The sequence below is a fragment of the Acinetobacter sp. M5A5_2a genome (assembly GCF_053345265.1).
In genome coordinates this window covers 184187-202235 of record NZ_JBKEZV010000004.1, presented here as the reverse complement: position 1 = coordinate 202235, position 18049 = coordinate 184187, and the positions used below count along the sequence as shown (strand labels likewise).

Genomic DNA, 18049 nt, shown 5'->3' with positions numbered 1-18049 from the left:
TTATAAATGTTTATTAAAACCACCTGAGACATCGAGTGCCGCACCTGTGGTGTACGATGCCAATGGAGATGCCAAGAAAACTAAAGCACGGGCTGGTTCTTCAGGACGGCCTAAACGCTGCATTGGAATACCGCGGTTTTTAGCAATATTGCCTGTCCATTCTTCCCATGACTGGTTTAAGTCTGAGCGAGTTTCATAACGGCGTTTCCACTGCGCAGACTCGACCATTCCGAGTAAAATCGAGTTCACACGAACACCATACTGAGTAAACTCATGAGCCAAAGAATGTGTCAGATTCAACAACGCCGCTCGTGCTGATGAAGTGGCAATCATGTGTGGCTCTGGTTGTAACGCCAGTAAAGAGTTCACATTGGTAATCGATGCATTTGCCGATTGTTTTAAGTCGTCAAGAAAAGCCCGAACCGGATGTAAAACACTGAAATACTTCAGCTCAATTTCTTTCATCCAGTCTTCATCTTGCGTATTTTCAAAGTTTGAAACGCGGCCTTGTCCAGCATTGTTAATGAGCATATCAACATTGCCCAAATTGATTTTTACGTCTTTGGCAAATTGTTGAACTTCTTCTTTTTTCAACACATTACATGCTTTGGTAAAAATATTGGCATGCGGATATTTCTCTAAAATATAGAGTTTTGACGCATTCAAACGCTCTTCATCGCGACCACACCAAGCTACTTTTGCACCCTCTGCAACCAATATTTCAACAGCAGCCAGCCCAATCCCAGAGGAGCCACCCGTAACAACTGCAACTTTTCCTTCAACTTGGAAGCTCATAATCCTTAATCTCTCTTACGATTGTTCCTGAATCGTCAACATAATTTGGTTAAATGCTTGCGGTTGGTCGACATAACTTAAATGTCCTGCATCTTGGATGATGTAGTGCTGTTCCAACTGCAATTCCTGAGCAAGCTCTTGTATACCTAACGCAGGAGTGATTTGATCTTGCTGCCCTGCAATCACTGCGCATGGGACTTTTAAATCTGTTAAATAATTACGTATTTCGTCATATGCAAGTAAGTACGATGCATGTGTGAATCCCTGTAGGGTTAACTGTTGCATCACCTCTGAAACTAAAGCTAAGGCTTGTGGCTCTTGTTTATAAATCAAATGAGGCCCACGGCTTTCTGCCATACCTTTAGCGCCTAACTCTTTCAACATTTTTGGTCTTTTTTCAAAAACCTGAATTTGTGTTTGTTCATCTTGACGTTGATAGCCTTGAGCCAAATTGGCGATCACCAAATGCTCTACTCGTTCTGGGTAAAGTGCAGCAAATGCACTCGCCTGTAAGGCACCTAATGAGTGGCCAACAACAATTGCTTTTTCAATTTTTAAAACTTCAAACAGCGCTGCCAAACGCTTTGCATAGTCGGTAGCATTCGGCTGATCAGTTAAAAGTTCATCTGATTTGCCATAGCCCGGTGCGTCCCAGGCAATGACATGAAAATGATGAGACAGCACTTCAAGTTGGTTCACCCAAGAAGCAGAACCTGAACTAATGCCATGTAACAGCACGAGGTATTCGCCCTGACCGGCTTCTCGATATGCTTGTTGCTGGCCTTGCACAGTCACCGTTTTAACTGGAAATTCTGCTAACTTTTCAATGAGTGTCATCATTTTTATTCCTTTCCCTTAACTCACATCATCAAGCGCTTAACGTTTGATTTGAGACAATGGGTGCTCTGGTGGATAGTTTGGAATCGTCGGTTTGCCTGTTCCCAACATCACACACATCAAGGCATCTTCTTGACCTGGGTTAAATAGACCACGGTAGATTCCCGGTGGAATTGAAATCAGGTCACGCTCTTTTAAACGGGTCTCGAATTTCTCGCCGTTGTGTTCAATGAACAAATCAATTTCGCCGCGAAGCATAAAGAAAACTTCTTCAACGTCGTGGTGAATGTGCAAAGGACCTTCACACTGTGGTGGCAACACCATGGTCGAAAACGTAAAGTTTTCTGCTGGTACAGTGTTACCGTCATTTGCAACACCTGTTGCGCCTGTACCCATATAACGCATTTGAGCACGGCGATATTTCGGGTCGTAATCGGCTTGGAACTTCAAAGCCTCAAAGTCATATTTACGTGTCTCAAAGCGAGCAATACGCGTGTTTAACCAATCTTCTAAAGAAGCATTTTCTGGTTGTGCCCACGATTCGAATTGTTGTGTAGTCATTTTTTAAACTCCTATACAGTGAATTAATATCGTTTTAAAAGAGGAACCAAGAAAAATGACCCAATGACAGCGACAGCAGCCAAGAAGGTAATTCCCAAATTAAAACTATGTGTTTGCATCACGATGTAACCGATAAGTACAGGTGCAATTGCACTTGCAAAATTACCCAAACCGTTAAATATTCCGCCCGCAGTCGCCCCTACATTTGAGGTCGTTACTTTTGCAAGCAGAGCAAATACAGCAGCCACTCCAAAACCCCAAGCCATCGCACTTAAAGACATCGCTGCAATAATCAATAATGGCTCGGTCATGATGACCATCACATACATGAAAATGCCTGCGAGTAATAAGCCGCTAAAGACTTGAATTGCACGGCGACCCAACTTGTCAGATAAAAACGCACCGATGATTTCGCCAATTAACATGGCAATGAATGGAAAGCTTGAATACATTCCAAATTCTTTGAGGTTGAAGCCTTTGTCTTGCATTAAGTAAGAAGGAACCCAGCTATTTAAGCCCCATAAATAAGTCATCAATGCAATGTTGAAGAGACAAACCAGCCAGAACGCTCTATTGCTCAAAAGTATTTTGGTATTGGCAATATGGCCTTTGAAATTGGTACGTTTGCTCTCGCCTTCAATTTCGACGGTTTTCTTGAGTTGCAAATTACGCAAACCGAAAACAATGCTGAAAATAGCGATTAGCGTTAACCCAGCCATCACAAAAAAAGTGGTATGCCAGTCATGGTGTGCCAAAACATTTGCCGTGATTGGGAACCCAAGGAATGCACCAATTGGTGTTCCAAGTAAGAACATGGTTGAAGCACGTGCTTGCTGACGGTCTGTATATGTCTGTTTTACAATGGTATAAGCCAAGGCAAACAACGGACCTTCTGCCAAACCCAACAGCACGCGTAAAATCAACATGCCTGAATAACTGGTGGTGAACCCCATGCAAAACATGAGTAAACCCCATGAAGTTACACTCCAAAACAGCATTTTCTTCGGGTTAAAAATGTCGCCCAAAAAGCTTAGAAAAACTGATGAAAAACCATAAGCAAGTAAGAAACTTGTCATGAGCCATCCCAGTTTGGCCTTATCTTCAGCAATTCCCATTGCACTTTGGAAATGAGGATCTGAAAATAAAACCGCAATACTAATCTTGTCGAAAAATGCCAGTACCACGCACACCATAAGGACAAAAGCAGGTACCCAATGCTTTAATCCACTTTTTTCTTCATTACTCATGTGTCATTCCTTCGATTTGGTAATGAGAACCAGATTTAATGTTTACGGTTTTAACTTCATGACATTAAATTCAGAATCTTCTAACAGTTTTGGGTCTAAAACAGTGTTGGCTTGCATCCAACGTTTTGCCAGTTTGACCAGTTTAGAATCATTAATGGCAATCATATTGAGCAAACGATTTTCATGGTCCAGATATAAATAACTCACCTGATCTTCACCGCCTTGGCGAATCACTAACTCTTTCGTTTTTTCAGGTTGATACGTACCTAATATCTGGATATTAAAGTGATATTGATCAGACCAGAGCCAAGGAATATCGGTATATTCAGTTTCAATCCCCAGCATCGACTTCGCTGCGGCAATTGCCTGATTTTGTGCATTTGCCCAAGACTGAATGCAATAGCCCAAACCCGGATGAATCGCGACATCGCCTGCGGCATAAATGTGTTGATCTGAAGTTTGTCCAAAGCAGTTCACCACAATGCCATCTTTCACATCGAGGCCAGCGTGTACACCTAACTCTTTAGCAATCTCGGCACCCGCACCCACCACCACACAGTCAAACAATTGACTATTTTGTGGATGATTCACCACTTCAACTTTTTGATGAGGTGCTTCAACCAAATGTAGGCTCTTGCTGTCTAAATGAATTTTTGTGCCTTGGGTTTCATGCATATTTTTTAAAAATGCAGAAACTTCAGGACTCACGCTTCTTGCACATAAACGGTCGCCATATTCAAAAATATGAACTTCTTTACCTTGCTTACGCGCAGTTGCCGCAATTTCAAGACCAATCCAACCACCGCCAATCACAGCGATATTTTTTGCATGCTTTAAAATTTCGGCTAAGCGTTCACAGTCATGCACATTACGTAAGGTCACAACATTTGGAATGAACTGCCATGTATTCACTGGCACACGAGCACGGCTTCCTGTTGCAATCAGTAACTTGTCATAGGGCAAAACCTGACCACTTTCTAGATGAACCTGTTTTTGTTCACGATCGACTTTTGTCGCAATTTCCGGTTTGTGCCATTGAACGTTGAACTCTTGAACCTGCTCATTAGAAAACAAATTCAAACTTTCATAAGTTGCTTCTTTTGAAAGTACTTGCTTAGACAGTGGCGGACGCTCATAAAACACTTGATCTTCATTTGAAACCACGTGAATTTCGCCCACATAACCATTTTGGCGTAGTGTGCTTACTGCCCAACCCGCTGCCTGTCCGGCACCTACAATTACGATCTTTTCCATAGCCATCTTCCTTGTAAAGCAATACCTGTTAAACAGGCTTCACCTGACGGCGGGTTGTGTCATCAAGACCACCCTCAATCGCCCACTCGGTGAAAAGCTCTAGACGATGTTCTTCTACACGTGGCTGCCATTCTTCTGTCAAATAATCATCGTTGGTGTAATATTCAAATGCACCGCCTAATGGTGAGTTGACGTACCAAAAATAAGCTGAAGAAATTGGGTGACGTCCTGGTCCAATAAAGGTTGACCATTCCGAACGATTCATATTTAAACCGCCCCCAATCACCTCATGGATATCACGTACGACAAAAGCAACATGATTTAGGCCAGCAGGTTTATTTGGAACACTGAGCAAGAATAAATCATGGTGATAACCTTTACCGCGGCAACGTAAGAATGCACCGCGATTTTTATAGGCATCAGACAAATGAAAGCCTACTTTTTCAATATAGAAATTTTCCGTGGCTGCTAAATCTGGTGTGAAGAACACGACATGTCCAATCGCAACAGGTTGACCTTTTTCATATACAGGACTTGCCGCATTCACACGTTGAATATTGCCGTATTGGTTAATGCCTTCCGTTTTAAGTTCAGATACATCTTTCACAAAACTTTGTTCAAAACGAATGGTCATACCATTTGGGTCAAGGCACTGAACTGTATTTTCAGAACGCTTAAAACCATTTACATCGGCTAGGCGACCTGCTAAGTCTTCAAGGTCTTGAGCATGATCAACACCCCACGTGACTTCACGTAAAGTTGAACCTTGTTCAATCGCAGGTGGCAAACGGTCATCATCACAATTAAATAGATAAATCTTGCTACCATTTTGAGTCTGATATAAATCAGTGCCTTCAATATCAGAAGCACTTTGGTTTAAACCAAAATCTGCTAAAAACTTGTTTGAAGCGGCTCTATCTTCAACTCCAAACTTTAAAATCTCAATCCCTGTAATCATTTGACTACTCCTTAGTTAAAGACAAAACCGCCATTGACCGGAATATTTTGACCTGTAACAAAAGAGGACAAATCCGACAGTAGATACAATGCTGTTCCATTTAAATCTTGTGGAAGTTGCTGACGCTGAATCGCTCTTCCGTTGACATATAAATCGTGACGTTCCTGCGGTACATATTCGGTTGCTTCAACCAAAGTCAGACCTGGAGACAATGTGTTGACACAGATATTGAACTGTCCTAACTCTCTTGCCATCGAACGTGTCATGGCAAAAATTGCACCTTTACTTGCCACATAAGCCATCAGGTTCGGTGCACCCCATAAAGCAGTATCTGATGCAACATTAATAATTTTGCCAGCAGCCGACTGCTTTAGGTGTGGAACGCATGCCTTACTGATTAGCCATGTGCCTTTTACATTAATATTCATGACCCGATCCCAAAGTTCAGGATCATAATCAATCATATTTTTTCCACCTACATTGGTTGCAAGCGCTGCACAGTTCACAAGGCCATCTAACCCTTTTAACAGCTCAACACTTTTTGCTACCGCATTTTCAATCGAGGTCGCATCGGCAAGGTCAACGGTGACCGCATGAACATGAAGTCCTTGTTTCTGTAACTCTTGTGCTTCTTGCTGAACGAGCTCAGACAAAATATCTGCCATTACAACCTCAGCACCAGCTTCAGCAATCGCTTGAGCGAAATCTCGCCCTAAACCACGTGCAGCACCAGTCACTAAAACTTTTTTGCCTTGCAGCAACGCTACATTAGCCATGAGCTTCTTCCTGCATCTCGATACGGTTTGATGCATTTAGTGCAGCAATTTTCTTTAATTGCTTCTCAGCTTCTTTCTTCATTAAACGGCGTAAACGTGCAAGACCCACATCGTGTTGATATAAGAATTCTCTTTCACGAGCATTTGGTGCGAGGTTTTCTAAAATAATGCGGTCTTGTTCCAACACATCCCAATGCAACTGTTCTAAGTGATTGCGATATAAGAAACGCCATACATTGCGTTGCCAGCCACTTACTTTACGGCAGCGCCAGAAAAATACGCGGGTATTGTTGGCATCAATTGGAGTTGCATATCCCACGATCCAGAACTCGCCACCTGGACCAAATTGTTTACGATACGGAATTGAAAGACGTAACCAACTTGCACCTGTCGAACCATATTCAACCCAGTCGAAGTTCACACCAGTTTGGCCTTCTTTTTCAAAAACAAAGCCATTATCTGTAGTACGGTGCTTCATCTCTGCGGTACGTTCACCATCTGCCATCGAGTGTGATGTCGCGTGTAAATATGTACCGTGCATTGGGTCCATCACGTTATCAATCGCGTATTGATGGTTTACTTTCCAGTCGGCTTGGCAAAGGAACGCACTCCACTCTTCGCTTGCAAGTTGTTCTGGGAACTCAAGCGGTTTTGGCTGTTCATTTGCGTCGATACCAAACCAAATAAAAATTGCGCCATGCTGTTCACTAACTGGATAGCTTTTTAAGCATTTGGTTCCTGTCATTGGACATTCGTGAACGGCTGGTACATCTGCAACCACACCATCAGCACGAACTTCAACACCGTGATACCAACAAGCAACTCGATCACCTAAGTTCCAGCCTAATGAAAGACGAGCACCACGGTGCGGACAGCGGTCTTCAAGTGCGTGTACCTGACCTTCGGCATCACGCCAAACCACAATGTTTTCACCCAAACGGGTAATTCCGACCGGATTGGCAGCCACTTCCCAACTTGCTAAAACCGGATGCCATTGATCACGTAAACCGAGTTCTAAATATTCTTCAGCGCTTTGTGAAGCTGATACGATTGCGTTCATTTTATTCTTCCTTGAATTAATAACCTAAACGTTGCATTTCTTCTGTAAAGCTCGCAGAAGTCCATTCATCACCAGATTCACAGCGGAAACCCTGCTGATTCAGTGCAGAAACAACGTCATCTAATGCTGTTGCGCCCGCAGAAAATGCCTGAATCAAGTTCTTTACAAAGTCTTGTTCGTAAACAGTTGGTTCTTTATAACGTGTTTGCCAAACCAACAATTCAGATTGACCAGGAATTTGAATATTGTTGATACCTGCATCGGTTGCTGGCGTTGCATGAACCCAGCTAGCCAACTTTTCATTAAATGTCTTCATTGTTCTGCTTCCTTGTACCTGTGAGGACTAGAGTTGAATTTGAATATCTTGTCCTTCAACACGAACTGGGTACGTACATAGGTTTCTACATCCCGGTCCACTTTTTAGCTCACCTGTCTGAATGTCAAAAATTGCTTCGTGCAATGGACATTCAACAGTTTGATCTTCGATAAATCCTTCGGTTAATAAGGCATATGCATGAGGGCAAACATTTTCAATCGCAAAGTAATTTTCATCGACGAAAAATACGCCAATTTTCTTCCCTTCAATTTCGATGGCTTTCGGCTCATCTTCGCTAACGTCACCCTGCTGACAAATTGAGATCCAACTCATACCTTGCGTCCTCATTTTGTTTTATATACAAAACATAATTTGATTTTCAAAACATGAGCTAAGCATAATACCCTTGATCATTTTTTGTCAAAGTAAAAATAAATAGATAATTCATTGGTTTAATAAAATTTAAATATTTTGTTACGTTTCAAACAAGAAACAAAGTTTTAAATATAAAAATTGTTTTATGCATTTTTAACAATTACAATAGTTCTAAAATAAAGCAGCATGCCCCAAATTGAACCTTGTTTTATTTATAGGAAAATGACACGAATGAGCCTAACTATTGAAGAAGATTCGCAAGAATCAGAAACAACAAAAAATGATGATCGATATTTAGTACCCGGCCTTGTACGGGGTTTAGCCATCTTGCAAGCATTTAACCAACAAGCACAAGAAATGACGATTACAGAAATCGCTGAAATTTTAGAAGTGAACCGTTCTAGTGCATTTCGTCTAATCTATACACTCGAATCTTGTGGCTATTTAAGAAAAGCTTCTCAAAAAACTTATGCACTTGATTCAAAAGTCATGGAATTAGGTTTTAACAGTTTATCTAAACTTTCATTGCTCGATTTATCGACGCCTTTAATGAAAGAACTACGTGATCAAACCAAACTTGCCGTGCATCTTTCTATTTTAGAAGGCACACATATTGTCTTTGTAAATAATATTCAGTCGATGGGAACCTTCACGAGCAACATTAGCTTAGGTACTCGCTGGCCTGCTCATGCAACCGTGATTGGTCAAATGCTATTGTCCGATTTACCTGAAACTGAAGTACGTCAGCGTTACCGTAACTTTGATGATTGGGATAGTTTTTCTGAACTGACTCCAACCAATTTAAAAACCTTATTGCAAAGATTAGTTTATGTAAAAACACAAAAAACGATGGTGAGCTGGGGTCATTATAATCATGATATGGCAGCCTGTGCGGCACCTATCTTTAAACAGTCAAATGGCAAAATGGTAGCGGTTATCTCTGTGAGTTGCCCAATTACAACTTATGATGAAAGAACGTTTAAAGAAGATATCGCAAGCCTAGTCGTTGAAACAGCAAACAAAATTTCAAAATTTATTTATTAAAAAAAGCGACGTTAAGTCGCTTTTTTTTGCAATTTTATTTCACAAATTAAAAATTACGCTTAAATACGTTCCCATTCATATCTTGAAAAATAACTGTCGAATGGTTTTCTTTAATATCAAACTTTAAATACTGCTGTTTAAATTGTACAACGGCATAAAACTCTTCAGCACCGTCATCTAACCCTGTAGCAGACACCTGAGTGCCTTGTGGAAAATCCTTGAGCCATTCAGCATTATAAAAATCTGACACTGAATTAAATTCTATATATTTTTCTGGCTCTGCCATTATTTTGGCGGCAATTTGATCAAACTGTTGCTGTTTATAACCATCTAAGCTCAACAACATGACCATTCTCCAAACTAAATCGGCTCAGAAGATAAATTCTGTTTCTTTTTAACCTTTTCCCATTGATACCAACCATAAGCGGCCATTAGAACAAAGGCTGCATATAAAGCGGCTGTTAAAAATAAATCTTTATAGATAAACATGCCTACATAAATAATATCAACGAACACCCAAAGTACCCATGTTGCAATATGCTTGCGACTAGTCCAATAGGTTGCGAGTAAACTAAACGCTGCAAGTTGCGAATCAAGCATTGGCACAGCCGCATCGGTAAAGTTTTTAAGAATCAAACCAAAGAGCAAACCACCTACCGCTGCAATAATCATTTGAAAAATTGCTTTTTGAACTGCAATCGGTTCAATACGAATGTCATGATCTTGCTGCTTTCCCTTGAACCAGTAGTAAAAACCATAAAAATTTACGACCATGAAAAAGAACTGCAAAATCGTTTCACCATAAAGCTTAAATTCGTAGAACAAATAAGCATATAAAACAAAGGCAAAGAAATTAAACAGCCAACACCACATGTTCCTAATAACAGTTAATCCAACTCCAATTAGGCTAATCAAGACTGCAAAAATTTCTAAAGGTGACATAAGAACAGCTTCTTATAGAGATCAATTCGACGGGGTATTATGAGAAAAATATCAGGTTAAGCAAACTGCTAATTTGAAATCAAAAAATCTGTGGTTCATGCTTGAATATAATTTGTACTTTTCTATTTCTGTGTTATAAAAATATCATCTATATTTTAATATACTTATCATGTTTTTATCTAACGCCCATCTATGTCTGGCTCACCAATTATATGCCTTAGAGGTCAATGTCTCTATGGCCGATTGGCGACGTCCATATTTTGGACAATTTGGCGCTTTGGATGAGAAAATCAAGATATTCCATTTGTAATATACCCCCTGATTTTCATAACAAGCCGCCATAAAACGCGGCTTTTTTTATGCCCTTTTAAAACACAAAAACCTAACTTTCTGGAGCTTTATATGAAGCCGTTATTTGAACAACAGAGTATTTCTACCCCGCAGAATCAGCCGGCTGTAGCACCCTCTTTAACTCCAACTCGCCTCGCTACAGCCGGCCAATTTATTGCTGTTGTCATTATTTGGTCGCTTACTCCACTCGCGGCAGTCTGGACAGTACAAGAAATTCACTGGGCATGGGGGTTATTTATTCGATTCAGTTTGGCGATTCCAATCGCCTTACTCTGTCTACGATTTTTTCGTTTAAAACTCATCTTTAGTAAAAAAGCAATTTTAAGTTATTGTGCCGGAGCCATTGGTTTATTTGGTTCCATGGCCTTTTGCTATATGGGTGCAGATAAAGTCCCCTCTGCCATTATTTCAATTATTTACGGTACTTCTCCGTTAGTGTCTGGACTCATCAGCTCTTTTTTATTGGGACGTGAACGTTTTTCGGCATGGCAGTGGCTTGGGCTGGGTATCGCTCTTATCGGGATGGGCTTTACTTTAGGACTGTCTTCATCAGGTTTTCAGCTCAACCGCATTGGTATTATGTTAGAGCTGATTGCGATGCTGTTTTATGTATTGTCGACTTTTGCCGTAAAATCTGTCGGAGCACATATTCCGCCAATTACACAAATGACAGGTGCTACTCTTGTTTCATGGGTCGGTTATATATGCCTGTTACCTTTCTTTTGGTCACATCTTCCAAATGAATTTCCGAGCCTTAAAATTTCAATAGCGGTGCTCTACAGTGCAGTCTTTTCATCTGTGCTTGCCATGATTTTTTATTATCAACTCATTAAAGTCCTACAACCGACCACTGTGTTACTCATTACCATTATTACCCCAGTTTTAGCTACATTTTGGGGGACATGGTTCAACCATGAACAGCTCAGCTCACATCTTATTTTAGGTTTAACGCTGTTATGCTTAGGATTACTGATGTATTCACGTCGTCCAACATAATGTTTTATAACCTGATTGAGGCCACTGATCAGGTTATTCTCCCCCCTCATATTTATATTAATCTTAAGAATAAAAGTTTAGTTTTATTTTGACCCTTCCTTCTATTTTTGTTTACGAAGTAGTCTATAAATTGTATTTGACACTTTTTAAACGATCGTTTAAAAACTTATTAAAGACAAATAAAGGACATCACGATATGTCAAATCAAGAAGGAAAAGTCAGCCGTGAAACTCGCGGACATATTTTTTTAATTGGGCTAGATCGGGCAGCAAAACGTAATGCCTTTGATAGCCACCTGATTAAAGATTTATCACTAGCGCTCACCGAATATGAAAATAATGATGAGCTGCGCTGTGCAGTAATATTTGCTCATGGCGACCATTTTACGGCTGGTTTAGATCTCGTAGAGTTACAACCTAAGCTTGCTACAGGTGTTTTTGATTTTAGTGATGAAGAAGTAAACCCTTGGGGCACTGTGGGTCGAAAACTGAGTAAACCTTTAATTGTTGCGGTACAAGGCTATTGTTATACCGCTGGTATTGAACTCTTTCTAAATGCAGATATTGCTTTAGCAAGTGAAAACACTCAGTTTGCGCAAATGGAAGTTCAACGCGGCATCTTACCTTTTGGTGGGGCAACAGCACGTTTTACTCAAGCCGCAGGTTGGGCCAAGGCCATGCGTTACTTGCTTACGGGTGACCCTTTTGATGCAAAAGCTGCCTTGGATATGAACCTGATTACAGAAATTTGTCCTGAAGGTACGGAGCTCAACCGTGCCATCGAGTTAGCTGAACATATTGCTCAAGCGGCTCCTCTAGCGGTGAAAGCCACCCTTGCCTCTGCACGTGAAGCCATCAATGAAGGTTATCAAGCTGCATTTAGCAAGTTACAAAGTCATCTCCATCCCTTATTAAAAACTGAAGATGTGCAAGAAGGAGTTTTTGCCATGTTGCAAAAAAGACCTCCTGTTTTTAAAGGTAAATAAGGCTTAATCAAGCAAGAAAAATAAAGAGAAAAGCAATGAAATTAGCAACTCAAACAAACGAACAGCTTAGCCAAAATGTACAATTTTCAGCTTTAGATGGCTATCAACTCAAGGGCACACGTTACTTTACGACGACACCAGCTAAAGCCAATATTGTCGTTGCTGGAGCTACTGGCGTACCACATGAATTTTACCGTCGCTTTGCTGAATATATAACGCAATATGGTTATCAAGTATTCACCTTCGATTATCGAGGTGTGGGGAAATCGAGTCCCAAATCTTTAAAAGGATTTGATATGTCTTATTTAGACTGGGGACAATATGACTTAGCAGGTGCTATTGAATATTTATCACAAGAACCCCTACCCCTTTTAATGGTTGGTCATTCCTATGGTGGCCATGCGCTAGGGTTACTACCTAATCATGATAAATTATTGGCCTGCTACACATTTGGCACTGGGGCTGGCTGGCATGGCTATATGCCGCTTAAAGAACGTTTTAAAGTTCAAGTGGTCTGGAATATTGTGTTTCCACCTATCGTTGCTGTGACAGGTTATTTGCCTTGGAGCAAATTTAATATGGGTTCTGACCTACCTCTAAATGTTTATAAACAGTGGCGCAAGTGGTGTAAAAATCCTAAGTATTTTTTTGCTGACCCCGAACAGCAATATTTAATTGAACAATATGCTTCTGTCAAAACACCAATTTATGCAGTATCGGCACTTGATGATGATTGGGCTTTACCCACTTCTTGTCGCGCATTTATGCAGCATTATCGACAAGCTCCCGTCACATACATCAGCCTTCAACCTCAAGATGTTTCTATGAAAACAATTGGGCACATGGGCTACTTTAAAAAAGGTGCCGAACAGATCTGGAGTAAAATCCGTACTACTTTTGATGATTTGGTACAAGCCTGATTTATGTTTTGGATAATTTAAGATGAGACCGCAAAAACTTGCGAAAGAAGAATTGCTCAAGCACTGTGCTTTGCAGTTTAAAACCTATGGTTACGCAGGCACCAGTATGGACATGCTGGCAAAGGCTTGCGGTCTAACCAAAGCTTCTTTTTATTATTATTATCCAAACAAGGAAGCACTATTGCTTGAAGTGCTCAATAGCACTCATCAGTATTTGATTCATTCTTTATTTGGAAATACGGTAAATTCTGAACTCTCTGCAATTGAACGTTTTGAGCAAATGCATGAGCGTGCTATTCATTTTTTTACACAAGGAGTGAATGGTTGCTTAATAGGTATTATTTCTATGGAAGCAGCATATGGCTCACCTGAAATTTTAGCCAAAATACGCAGCATTTTTGAGGACTGGCAACTTTCAATCCAGTCCATTTTTGCAAAGTGCATGACCGAAGATAAAGCAGAGATTTTAGCAAAACAAAGTATTGCTGATTATGAAGGTGCGATCTTGATGTACCGTGTCACCCATGATGAGTTTTATATCAATCAAGTCAAACAACGTATTCTTGGATGTCTCTGTTCATAAAAAATAAAGCCCACTTCAAGTGGGCTTTATTTGATTAATAAGGCTTATTCAACTCTAACGATTTTACCTAGTTCATCGTGGTGAACGACTGTAATTTTTTGGCTACGTCCCTGTTCAATTTCATGTTCAGGTAAATCAAAATAGCGTGCATAATCATCAGTCTGTTTCATTTTAAGCGCACTACCACCGACACGACGCTCAGGTAGCACATGGCTCCACAACAATAAACAAATTGCACAAGCAATTAATGCTGTAAGGCCATGTTCAATTCCTAAACCAAAGGCACTAAATAAGCGGTGTACCAAATGAGTTTTTTGTAGTTCAACCAATAGCCATACAAACACGAACGGACGCCACAACAACAACCAAACCGCCCACATCATGGCTGTGCTTGTTGTAGAAGCATAGCGTTTATGCCATGGTAATTGACGGCGTAAATCAATAATCAACGAATCTGTCTTCATTTCTCTCTTTACCTAACGGAGTGCTGTGGTTTTTCCCCAGACATCAATACAGCACGATCTTTAAAATCTCATGACTCTTGCATTTCATCTAACGAATGCCCCGATCCGGGCTCACCCAACGTGCTCGTTTCTCATCTCCACGTCGTAAGACTTTTGGAAATGCCACAATGGTTGCCGAAATCGTAATTAACCAAAAGACTAGCGGGTACCAAATCATCCAGAAATAATTTTTTCCTAGGTTTGGTTCATAACGACTATCCATCCATTTGCTTAAAGCAAACTGAATTAGACAAGTTGCCCCCAATAAAATACCGCTACCATACGGTAAAAATGGAGAGCTCACAACGGCTAGTGCTGGTACTGGTAAAATAAAATGTGCCAACCACAATACAGCCATCGCTAGCATTAAATATGACCAAACTAATGTTAAGCAAAGCTCAAACATTAAAGGCCATAAAAAATTCAATTTTGGCTTGGTGAACACATCAATATTTTTAATTAATACTTGTGCGCCACCCATTGCCCAACGTAAACGTTGTTTCCACAACCCATTTAAGGTTTCAGGCATTAAAATCCAAACCAAGGCATTCGGTTCAAACTCAATATCCCAACCTGCACGCTGTAACTTCCAAGTAATATCGATATCTTCAGTCAACATATTTGGTGACCAATAGTCGACTTGGTGAACGGCACTTTTACGAAAAGCGGTAATCACGCCTGATACGGTAAACAAACGACCAAAGGTACGTTGTGCACGTTTAATCATGCCTACAATCGAAGAAAACTCACCGACCTGAATACGCCCTAATAAAGTTGAGCGAGTACGGATACGTGGGTTTCCTGTCACCGCTGCAACAGTCGGATTTTCAAGAAAATGACGAATCATCCACTTTGCTGCATGTGGATCAAGTAAAGCATCACCATCAATACCAATTAAAAACTCGGCATCGGTCATTAAGCTTCCGGCTTGCAACCCCATGGCTTTACCTTGGTTTTGAGCCAAATGAACAACACGAAGTTTTTCATGTTGTTCTGCTAAACGGTCGAGTACTTCGCCGGTATTGTCTGAGCTACCATCATTAATCGCGATGACTTCAAAGTGAGGATAGTCCAGTTTTAAAGCATGGCTAATGGTTTCTTCTGCATTATCCCCTTCATTAAAACAAGGAACTAATACAGCGACTTTTGGATAACTTTCTAATGGCGCTGGTTGATCGTAAGGCGGAGCCTGACGTTCTCTCCAATAGAAAATGATCGCGCCCATCATCCATAAATACGACATGAATAATGGGTAATAAAAAACGAATTTTAAGGCATGCGACCATATTGCAGCAAAGATTGTCATGTTTCAGCCTCGACTACGGCACAAGACGAGATGATTTTTCAGCAAATGCTTTATGCATTACGTCAACATCCGGATGATCTTTAATTGGGTCATCAGGGTAATATCCCACATGCATTACACCTTGCTGATAAAGAGAATGAATTGTTGCTGCCATTTCAGTTGAAGGTACCTTTTCGTTTTTACGCCAGTCGGTTGCCTGTAATTCAAAAACGGTTTTCTTGATGCCATTCGGGTATTGTTTTACCCGATCAACCATATCTTTATAGAATTGATCAGCATTATCGACCTGTTCCATATAAGGCATTGCCATAATAGCTGTAAAATCATAACGTTTTAATGACTCTTCAAGAGATTGAGAGTACCAATTTTCCGCATATGGTTTTAAAGCAACTTGAGCATATAAATTGCGTGCAGTCACCAAGAACGGTTCATATTGTCGCACGTCATCAACGAGTTGCATCGCAAAATCATCTAGATATTTTGTCTTATATGCAGTCCACTTTTGCAAGTCTTGATCGTTTTCACGGATTTTTGCTAAATCTGTTGGCAAACCTTGCTTCGCATAAGCTTTTAAAGCATCAGGGCTTGCATCTTCATAATCAGATAATGTCACGTCATCATGGAACAAGAGGCCATTAAATGGCGTTGATTTTGCCAAATCCTGATAAATTTCACGAATCGTTTGACGTGCATCGGCTGAGAACGGGCTTAAACGGATATACCCCATATTAAGGTGTTCACCTGCTTTTTCCTGCTGAGTCACCACCAAGTCCTTAGAAACAGGATCAGTTTTTGGTAGTTCCCACGCCAATAACGGCATCCATGCATAAATACGGCTTACAGATGTGCGCGTTTGAATTTGCCATGCAACACGGTTAAACAAGTCTGCACGCATTGGAATATGACGGTTTGGGAAATAAACCATATCAGCAGAACCATTCGCATCCGGATCTGAAAATGCCTGTAAATAAACTGTATTTACACCCATGCCATTAATTCGATCTAACAAGTGTCCTAAATTACGCTCTTGTTGTTTCGGGTCTGGGTCATAAATATAGTCCAGATCAATATGCATGATTTTTTGCGGACGATTATTATCCGTTAAATTTAATTCACGGTTTTTAATTTCTTGAGCCAAATCATCAGTTGTCATTCCGCCTTCTACCAAAATACGGCTCATATTTTGTAGAGATTGTTTTGCATGGTCCGCCCCATCATCAAGCGTAATGGTCACTGGCATGCCTAATTTTTTTGCAATTTGAACAGTCTGCATATTATAGCGACCATATGGCCATACCATAATACGTGGTGAACGTAAGCCATGCGCTTTTAATAAGTCATTATTCTTTTTCAGGTCGTTATAGATTCGTGCCTGATATTGTGCATCGTTCTCATATGTTTGAGTTTTAACATCATAAAAACGTGTGGTCGCAGCAGGTTCAGAGTTGCCTTGTGGGTTTCCTGTAATACCACGATGCAAATGATAGCTATGATTAGCGATTTCGACTAAACCGCTGTCTTGCATCTCTTTAAGCTCATTCCAGCTTAAGATCTTATCGCGAGAGATTTCTTCGCCAGAGAAGTCAACTTTTTGACCAGCTTTTGGTTCTAACCATGAACCGACTACAGCCAAAACAACCGGAATCTTTTTTGCTTTAATAACAGGATATGCATTTTGATAAAAAGACTGATAACCATCATCTACGGTCAATAATACTGGCTTAGTCGGCAGTTGATATTTGCCTTGATGCGCACGAATTAATTGATCAACGGTAATAAAATGGAAACCATTCTTTTGCAACCATTCAACGTGCTGAGTAAATTGTTGAGTAGTAACCGCATACTCAGGAATCATTGCATTTTTTGTATCAGTAATTTCATGATAGCCAATGACCGTAAGTGTTGAAGCATCAATTTTTTGTGGTTTAGCCAATGCCATACCAGACATGCCAGTAAGGGCCAATCCAAGCGTAAGATTCAACAAAGGAGATGCAAAGCGGATAATCATGAAATAGCGTCTCAATAACAATATAGATTATTTATGTGAAAGTTGATGTTAAGACGCAAACTTTCTGAAATTTGGTCTTAATATCACACTGCCCACAAATGAACAGTTTTTCAGTCAGCATTTATAATCAAATAATCTGAAAATAAGCTTAAATATTCAAAAAGCTAAAATATAAATTATGAATGTATTTATATTTAAAGCTCATATAAACAAGAAAGCCCCCTAAAGGGCT

Annotated in this window: 20 protein-coding genes; 5 read left to right on the top strand and 15 right to left on the bottom strand. The window is 40.3% G+C overall.

Annotated features, from left to right (window positions below; all coding sequences use genetic code 11):
* From ACLBWE_RS07740 to ACLBWE_RS07695, 10 genes are read right to left on the bottom strand one after another with little or no spacing between them, the layout of a single operon-like run.
* Nucleotides 1-795, bottom strand: coding sequence for an SDR family oxidoreductase (locus ACLBWE_RS07740; RefSeq protein WP_447602100.1), 795 nt, complete (start codon nucleotides 793-795; stop codon nucleotides 1-3).
* Between the two features lie 15 nt (nucleotides 796-810).
* Nucleotides 811-1635 carry an alpha/beta fold hydrolase gene (locus tag ACLBWE_RS07735; RefSeq protein WP_447602098.1) on the bottom strand — a complete coding sequence of 275 codons (825 nt, stop codon included), beginning with the start codon at nucleotides 1633-1635 and terminating at the stop codon, nucleotides 811-813.
* Nucleotides 1636-1671: 36 nt separating this feature from the next.
* The gene (locus tag ACLBWE_RS07730; protein WP_013198649.1) at nucleotides 1672-2193 is read right to left on the bottom strand and encodes a cupin domain-containing protein; all 522 of its coding nucleotides are present in this window, start codon (nucleotides 2191-2193) and stop codon (nucleotides 1672-1674) included.
* 23 nt (nucleotides 2194-2216) lie between these two features.
* Nucleotides 2217-3440: an MFS transporter gene (locus tag ACLBWE_RS07725; RefSeq protein ID WP_005042319.1), complete on the bottom strand. Its 1224-nt coding sequence runs from the start codon at nucleotides 3438-3440 to the stop codon at nucleotides 2217-2219.
* A gap of 42 nt (nucleotides 3441-3482) precedes the next feature.
* Entirely contained in the window at nucleotides 3483-4694 is a 1212-nt protein-coding gene (locus ACLBWE_RS07720) for an NAD(P)/FAD-dependent oxidoreductase (protein ID WP_447602095.1), read from the bottom strand.
* Between the two features lie 28 nt (nucleotides 4695-4722).
* On the bottom strand, nucleotides 4723-5652 hold the full coding sequence (locus tag ACLBWE_RS07715; protein WP_447602093.1) for a VOC family protein: 930 nt from the start codon (nucleotides 5650-5652) through the stop codon (nucleotides 4723-4725).
* A gap of 11 nt (nucleotides 5653-5663) precedes the next feature.
* Nucleotides 5664-6428 carry an SDR family oxidoreductase gene (locus ACLBWE_RS07710; RefSeq protein WP_069122453.1) on the bottom strand — a complete coding sequence of 255 codons (765 nt, stop codon included), beginning with the start codon at nucleotides 6426-6428 and terminating at the stop codon, nucleotides 5664-5666.
* Nucleotides 6421-7488, bottom strand: coding sequence for an aromatic ring-hydroxylating oxygenase subunit alpha (locus ACLBWE_RS07705; protein WP_017388716.1), 1068 nt, complete (start codon nucleotides 7486-7488; stop codon nucleotides 6421-6423). The genes ACLBWE_RS07710 and ACLBWE_RS07705 overlap by 8 nt, the downstream gene beginning before the upstream one ends.
* 16 nt (nucleotides 7489-7504) lie before the next feature.
* Complete coding sequence (locus ACLBWE_RS07700) at nucleotides 7505-7804, bottom strand: recombinase-like helix-turn-helix domain-containing protein (RefSeq protein ID WP_004641721.1); 300 nt, start codon at nucleotides 7802-7804, stop codon at nucleotides 7505-7507.
* 27 nt (nucleotides 7805-7831) lie between these two features.
* The gene (locus tag ACLBWE_RS07695; protein ID WP_003653126.1) at nucleotides 7832-8137 is read right to left on the bottom strand and encodes a non-heme iron oxygenase ferredoxin subunit; all 306 of its coding nucleotides are present in this window, start codon (nucleotides 8135-8137) and stop codon (nucleotides 7832-7834) included.
* A gap of 273 nt (nucleotides 8138-8410) precedes the next feature.
* On the opposite strand from ACLBWE_RS07695, the gene ACLBWE_RS07690 reads away from it, so the two are divergent.
* Entirely contained in the window at nucleotides 8411-9223 is an 813-nt protein-coding gene (locus ACLBWE_RS07690) for an IclR family transcriptional regulator (protein WP_003653128.1), read from the top strand.
* A 46-nt stretch (nucleotides 9224-9269) separates the two neighbouring features.
* Here ACLBWE_RS07690 and ACLBWE_RS07685 read toward each other — a convergent pair whose 3' ends face one another.
* Complete coding sequence (locus ACLBWE_RS07685; protein ID WP_447602089.1) at nucleotides 9270-9569, bottom strand: hypothetical protein; 300 nt, start codon at nucleotides 9567-9569, stop codon at nucleotides 9270-9272.
* Between the two features lie 14 nt (nucleotides 9570-9583).
* Nucleotides 9584-10165 carry a nicotinamide riboside transporter PnuC gene (gene pnuC, locus ACLBWE_RS07680; protein ID WP_003653131.1) on the bottom strand — a complete coding sequence of 194 codons (582 nt, stop codon included), beginning with the start codon at nucleotides 10163-10165 and terminating at the stop codon, nucleotides 9584-9586.
* A gap of 402 nt (nucleotides 10166-10567) precedes the next feature.
* Between pnuC and ACLBWE_RS07675 the strand changes: the two genes are divergently transcribed.
* From ACLBWE_RS07675 to ACLBWE_RS07660, 4 genes are all read left to right on the top strand, one after another.
* Entirely contained in the window at nucleotides 10568-11512 is a 945-nt protein-coding gene (locus tag ACLBWE_RS07675; protein WP_447602086.1) for a DMT family transporter, read from the top strand.
* 196 nt (nucleotides 11513-11708) lie between these two features.
* Nucleotides 11709-12497, top strand: a complete 789-nt coding sequence (locus ACLBWE_RS07670) for a crotonase/enoyl-CoA hydratase family protein (protein WP_447602084.1) — start codon at nucleotides 11709-11711, stop codon at nucleotides 12495-12497.
* Between the two features lie 35 nt (nucleotides 12498-12532).
* Entirely contained in the window at nucleotides 12533-13417 is an 885-nt protein-coding gene (locus ACLBWE_RS07665; protein WP_447602082.1) for an alpha/beta hydrolase family protein, read from the top strand.
* A 22-nt stretch (nucleotides 13418-13439) separates the two neighbouring features.
* The gene (locus ACLBWE_RS07660; RefSeq protein ID WP_447602080.1) at nucleotides 13440-14000 is read left to right on the top strand and encodes a TetR/AcrR family transcriptional regulator; all 561 of its coding nucleotides are present in this window, start codon (nucleotides 13440-13442) and stop codon (nucleotides 13998-14000) included.
* A 44-nt stretch (nucleotides 14001-14044) separates the two neighbouring features.
* On the opposite strand, the gene pgaD is transcribed toward ACLBWE_RS07660, so the two are convergent.
* The 3 genes from pgaD to pgaB all read right to left on the bottom strand — a co-directional run bounded on the left by pgaD (nucleotide 14045) and on the right by pgaB (nucleotide 17817).
* Entirely contained in the window at nucleotides 14045-14464 is a 420-nt protein-coding gene (gene pgaD / locus ACLBWE_RS07655) for a poly-beta-1,6-N-acetyl-D-glucosamine biosynthesis protein PgaD (RefSeq protein WP_005042345.1), read from the bottom strand.
* An 88-nt stretch (nucleotides 14465-14552) separates the two neighbouring features.
* Nucleotides 14553-15809, bottom strand: coding sequence for a poly-beta-1,6-N-acetyl-D-glucosamine synthase (gene pgaC / locus ACLBWE_RS07650; RefSeq protein ID WP_035364400.1), 1257 nt, complete (start codon nucleotides 15807-15809; stop codon nucleotides 14553-14555).
* A gap of 13 nt (nucleotides 15810-15822) precedes the next feature.
* The gene (pgaB, locus tag ACLBWE_RS07645) at nucleotides 15823-17817 is read right to left on the bottom strand and encodes a poly-beta-1,6-N-acetyl-D-glucosamine N-deacetylase PgaB (RefSeq protein WP_045434670.1); all 1995 of its coding nucleotides are present in this window, start codon (nucleotides 17815-17817) and stop codon (nucleotides 15823-15825) included.
* Nucleotides 17818-18049 lie beyond the last annotated feature (232 nt).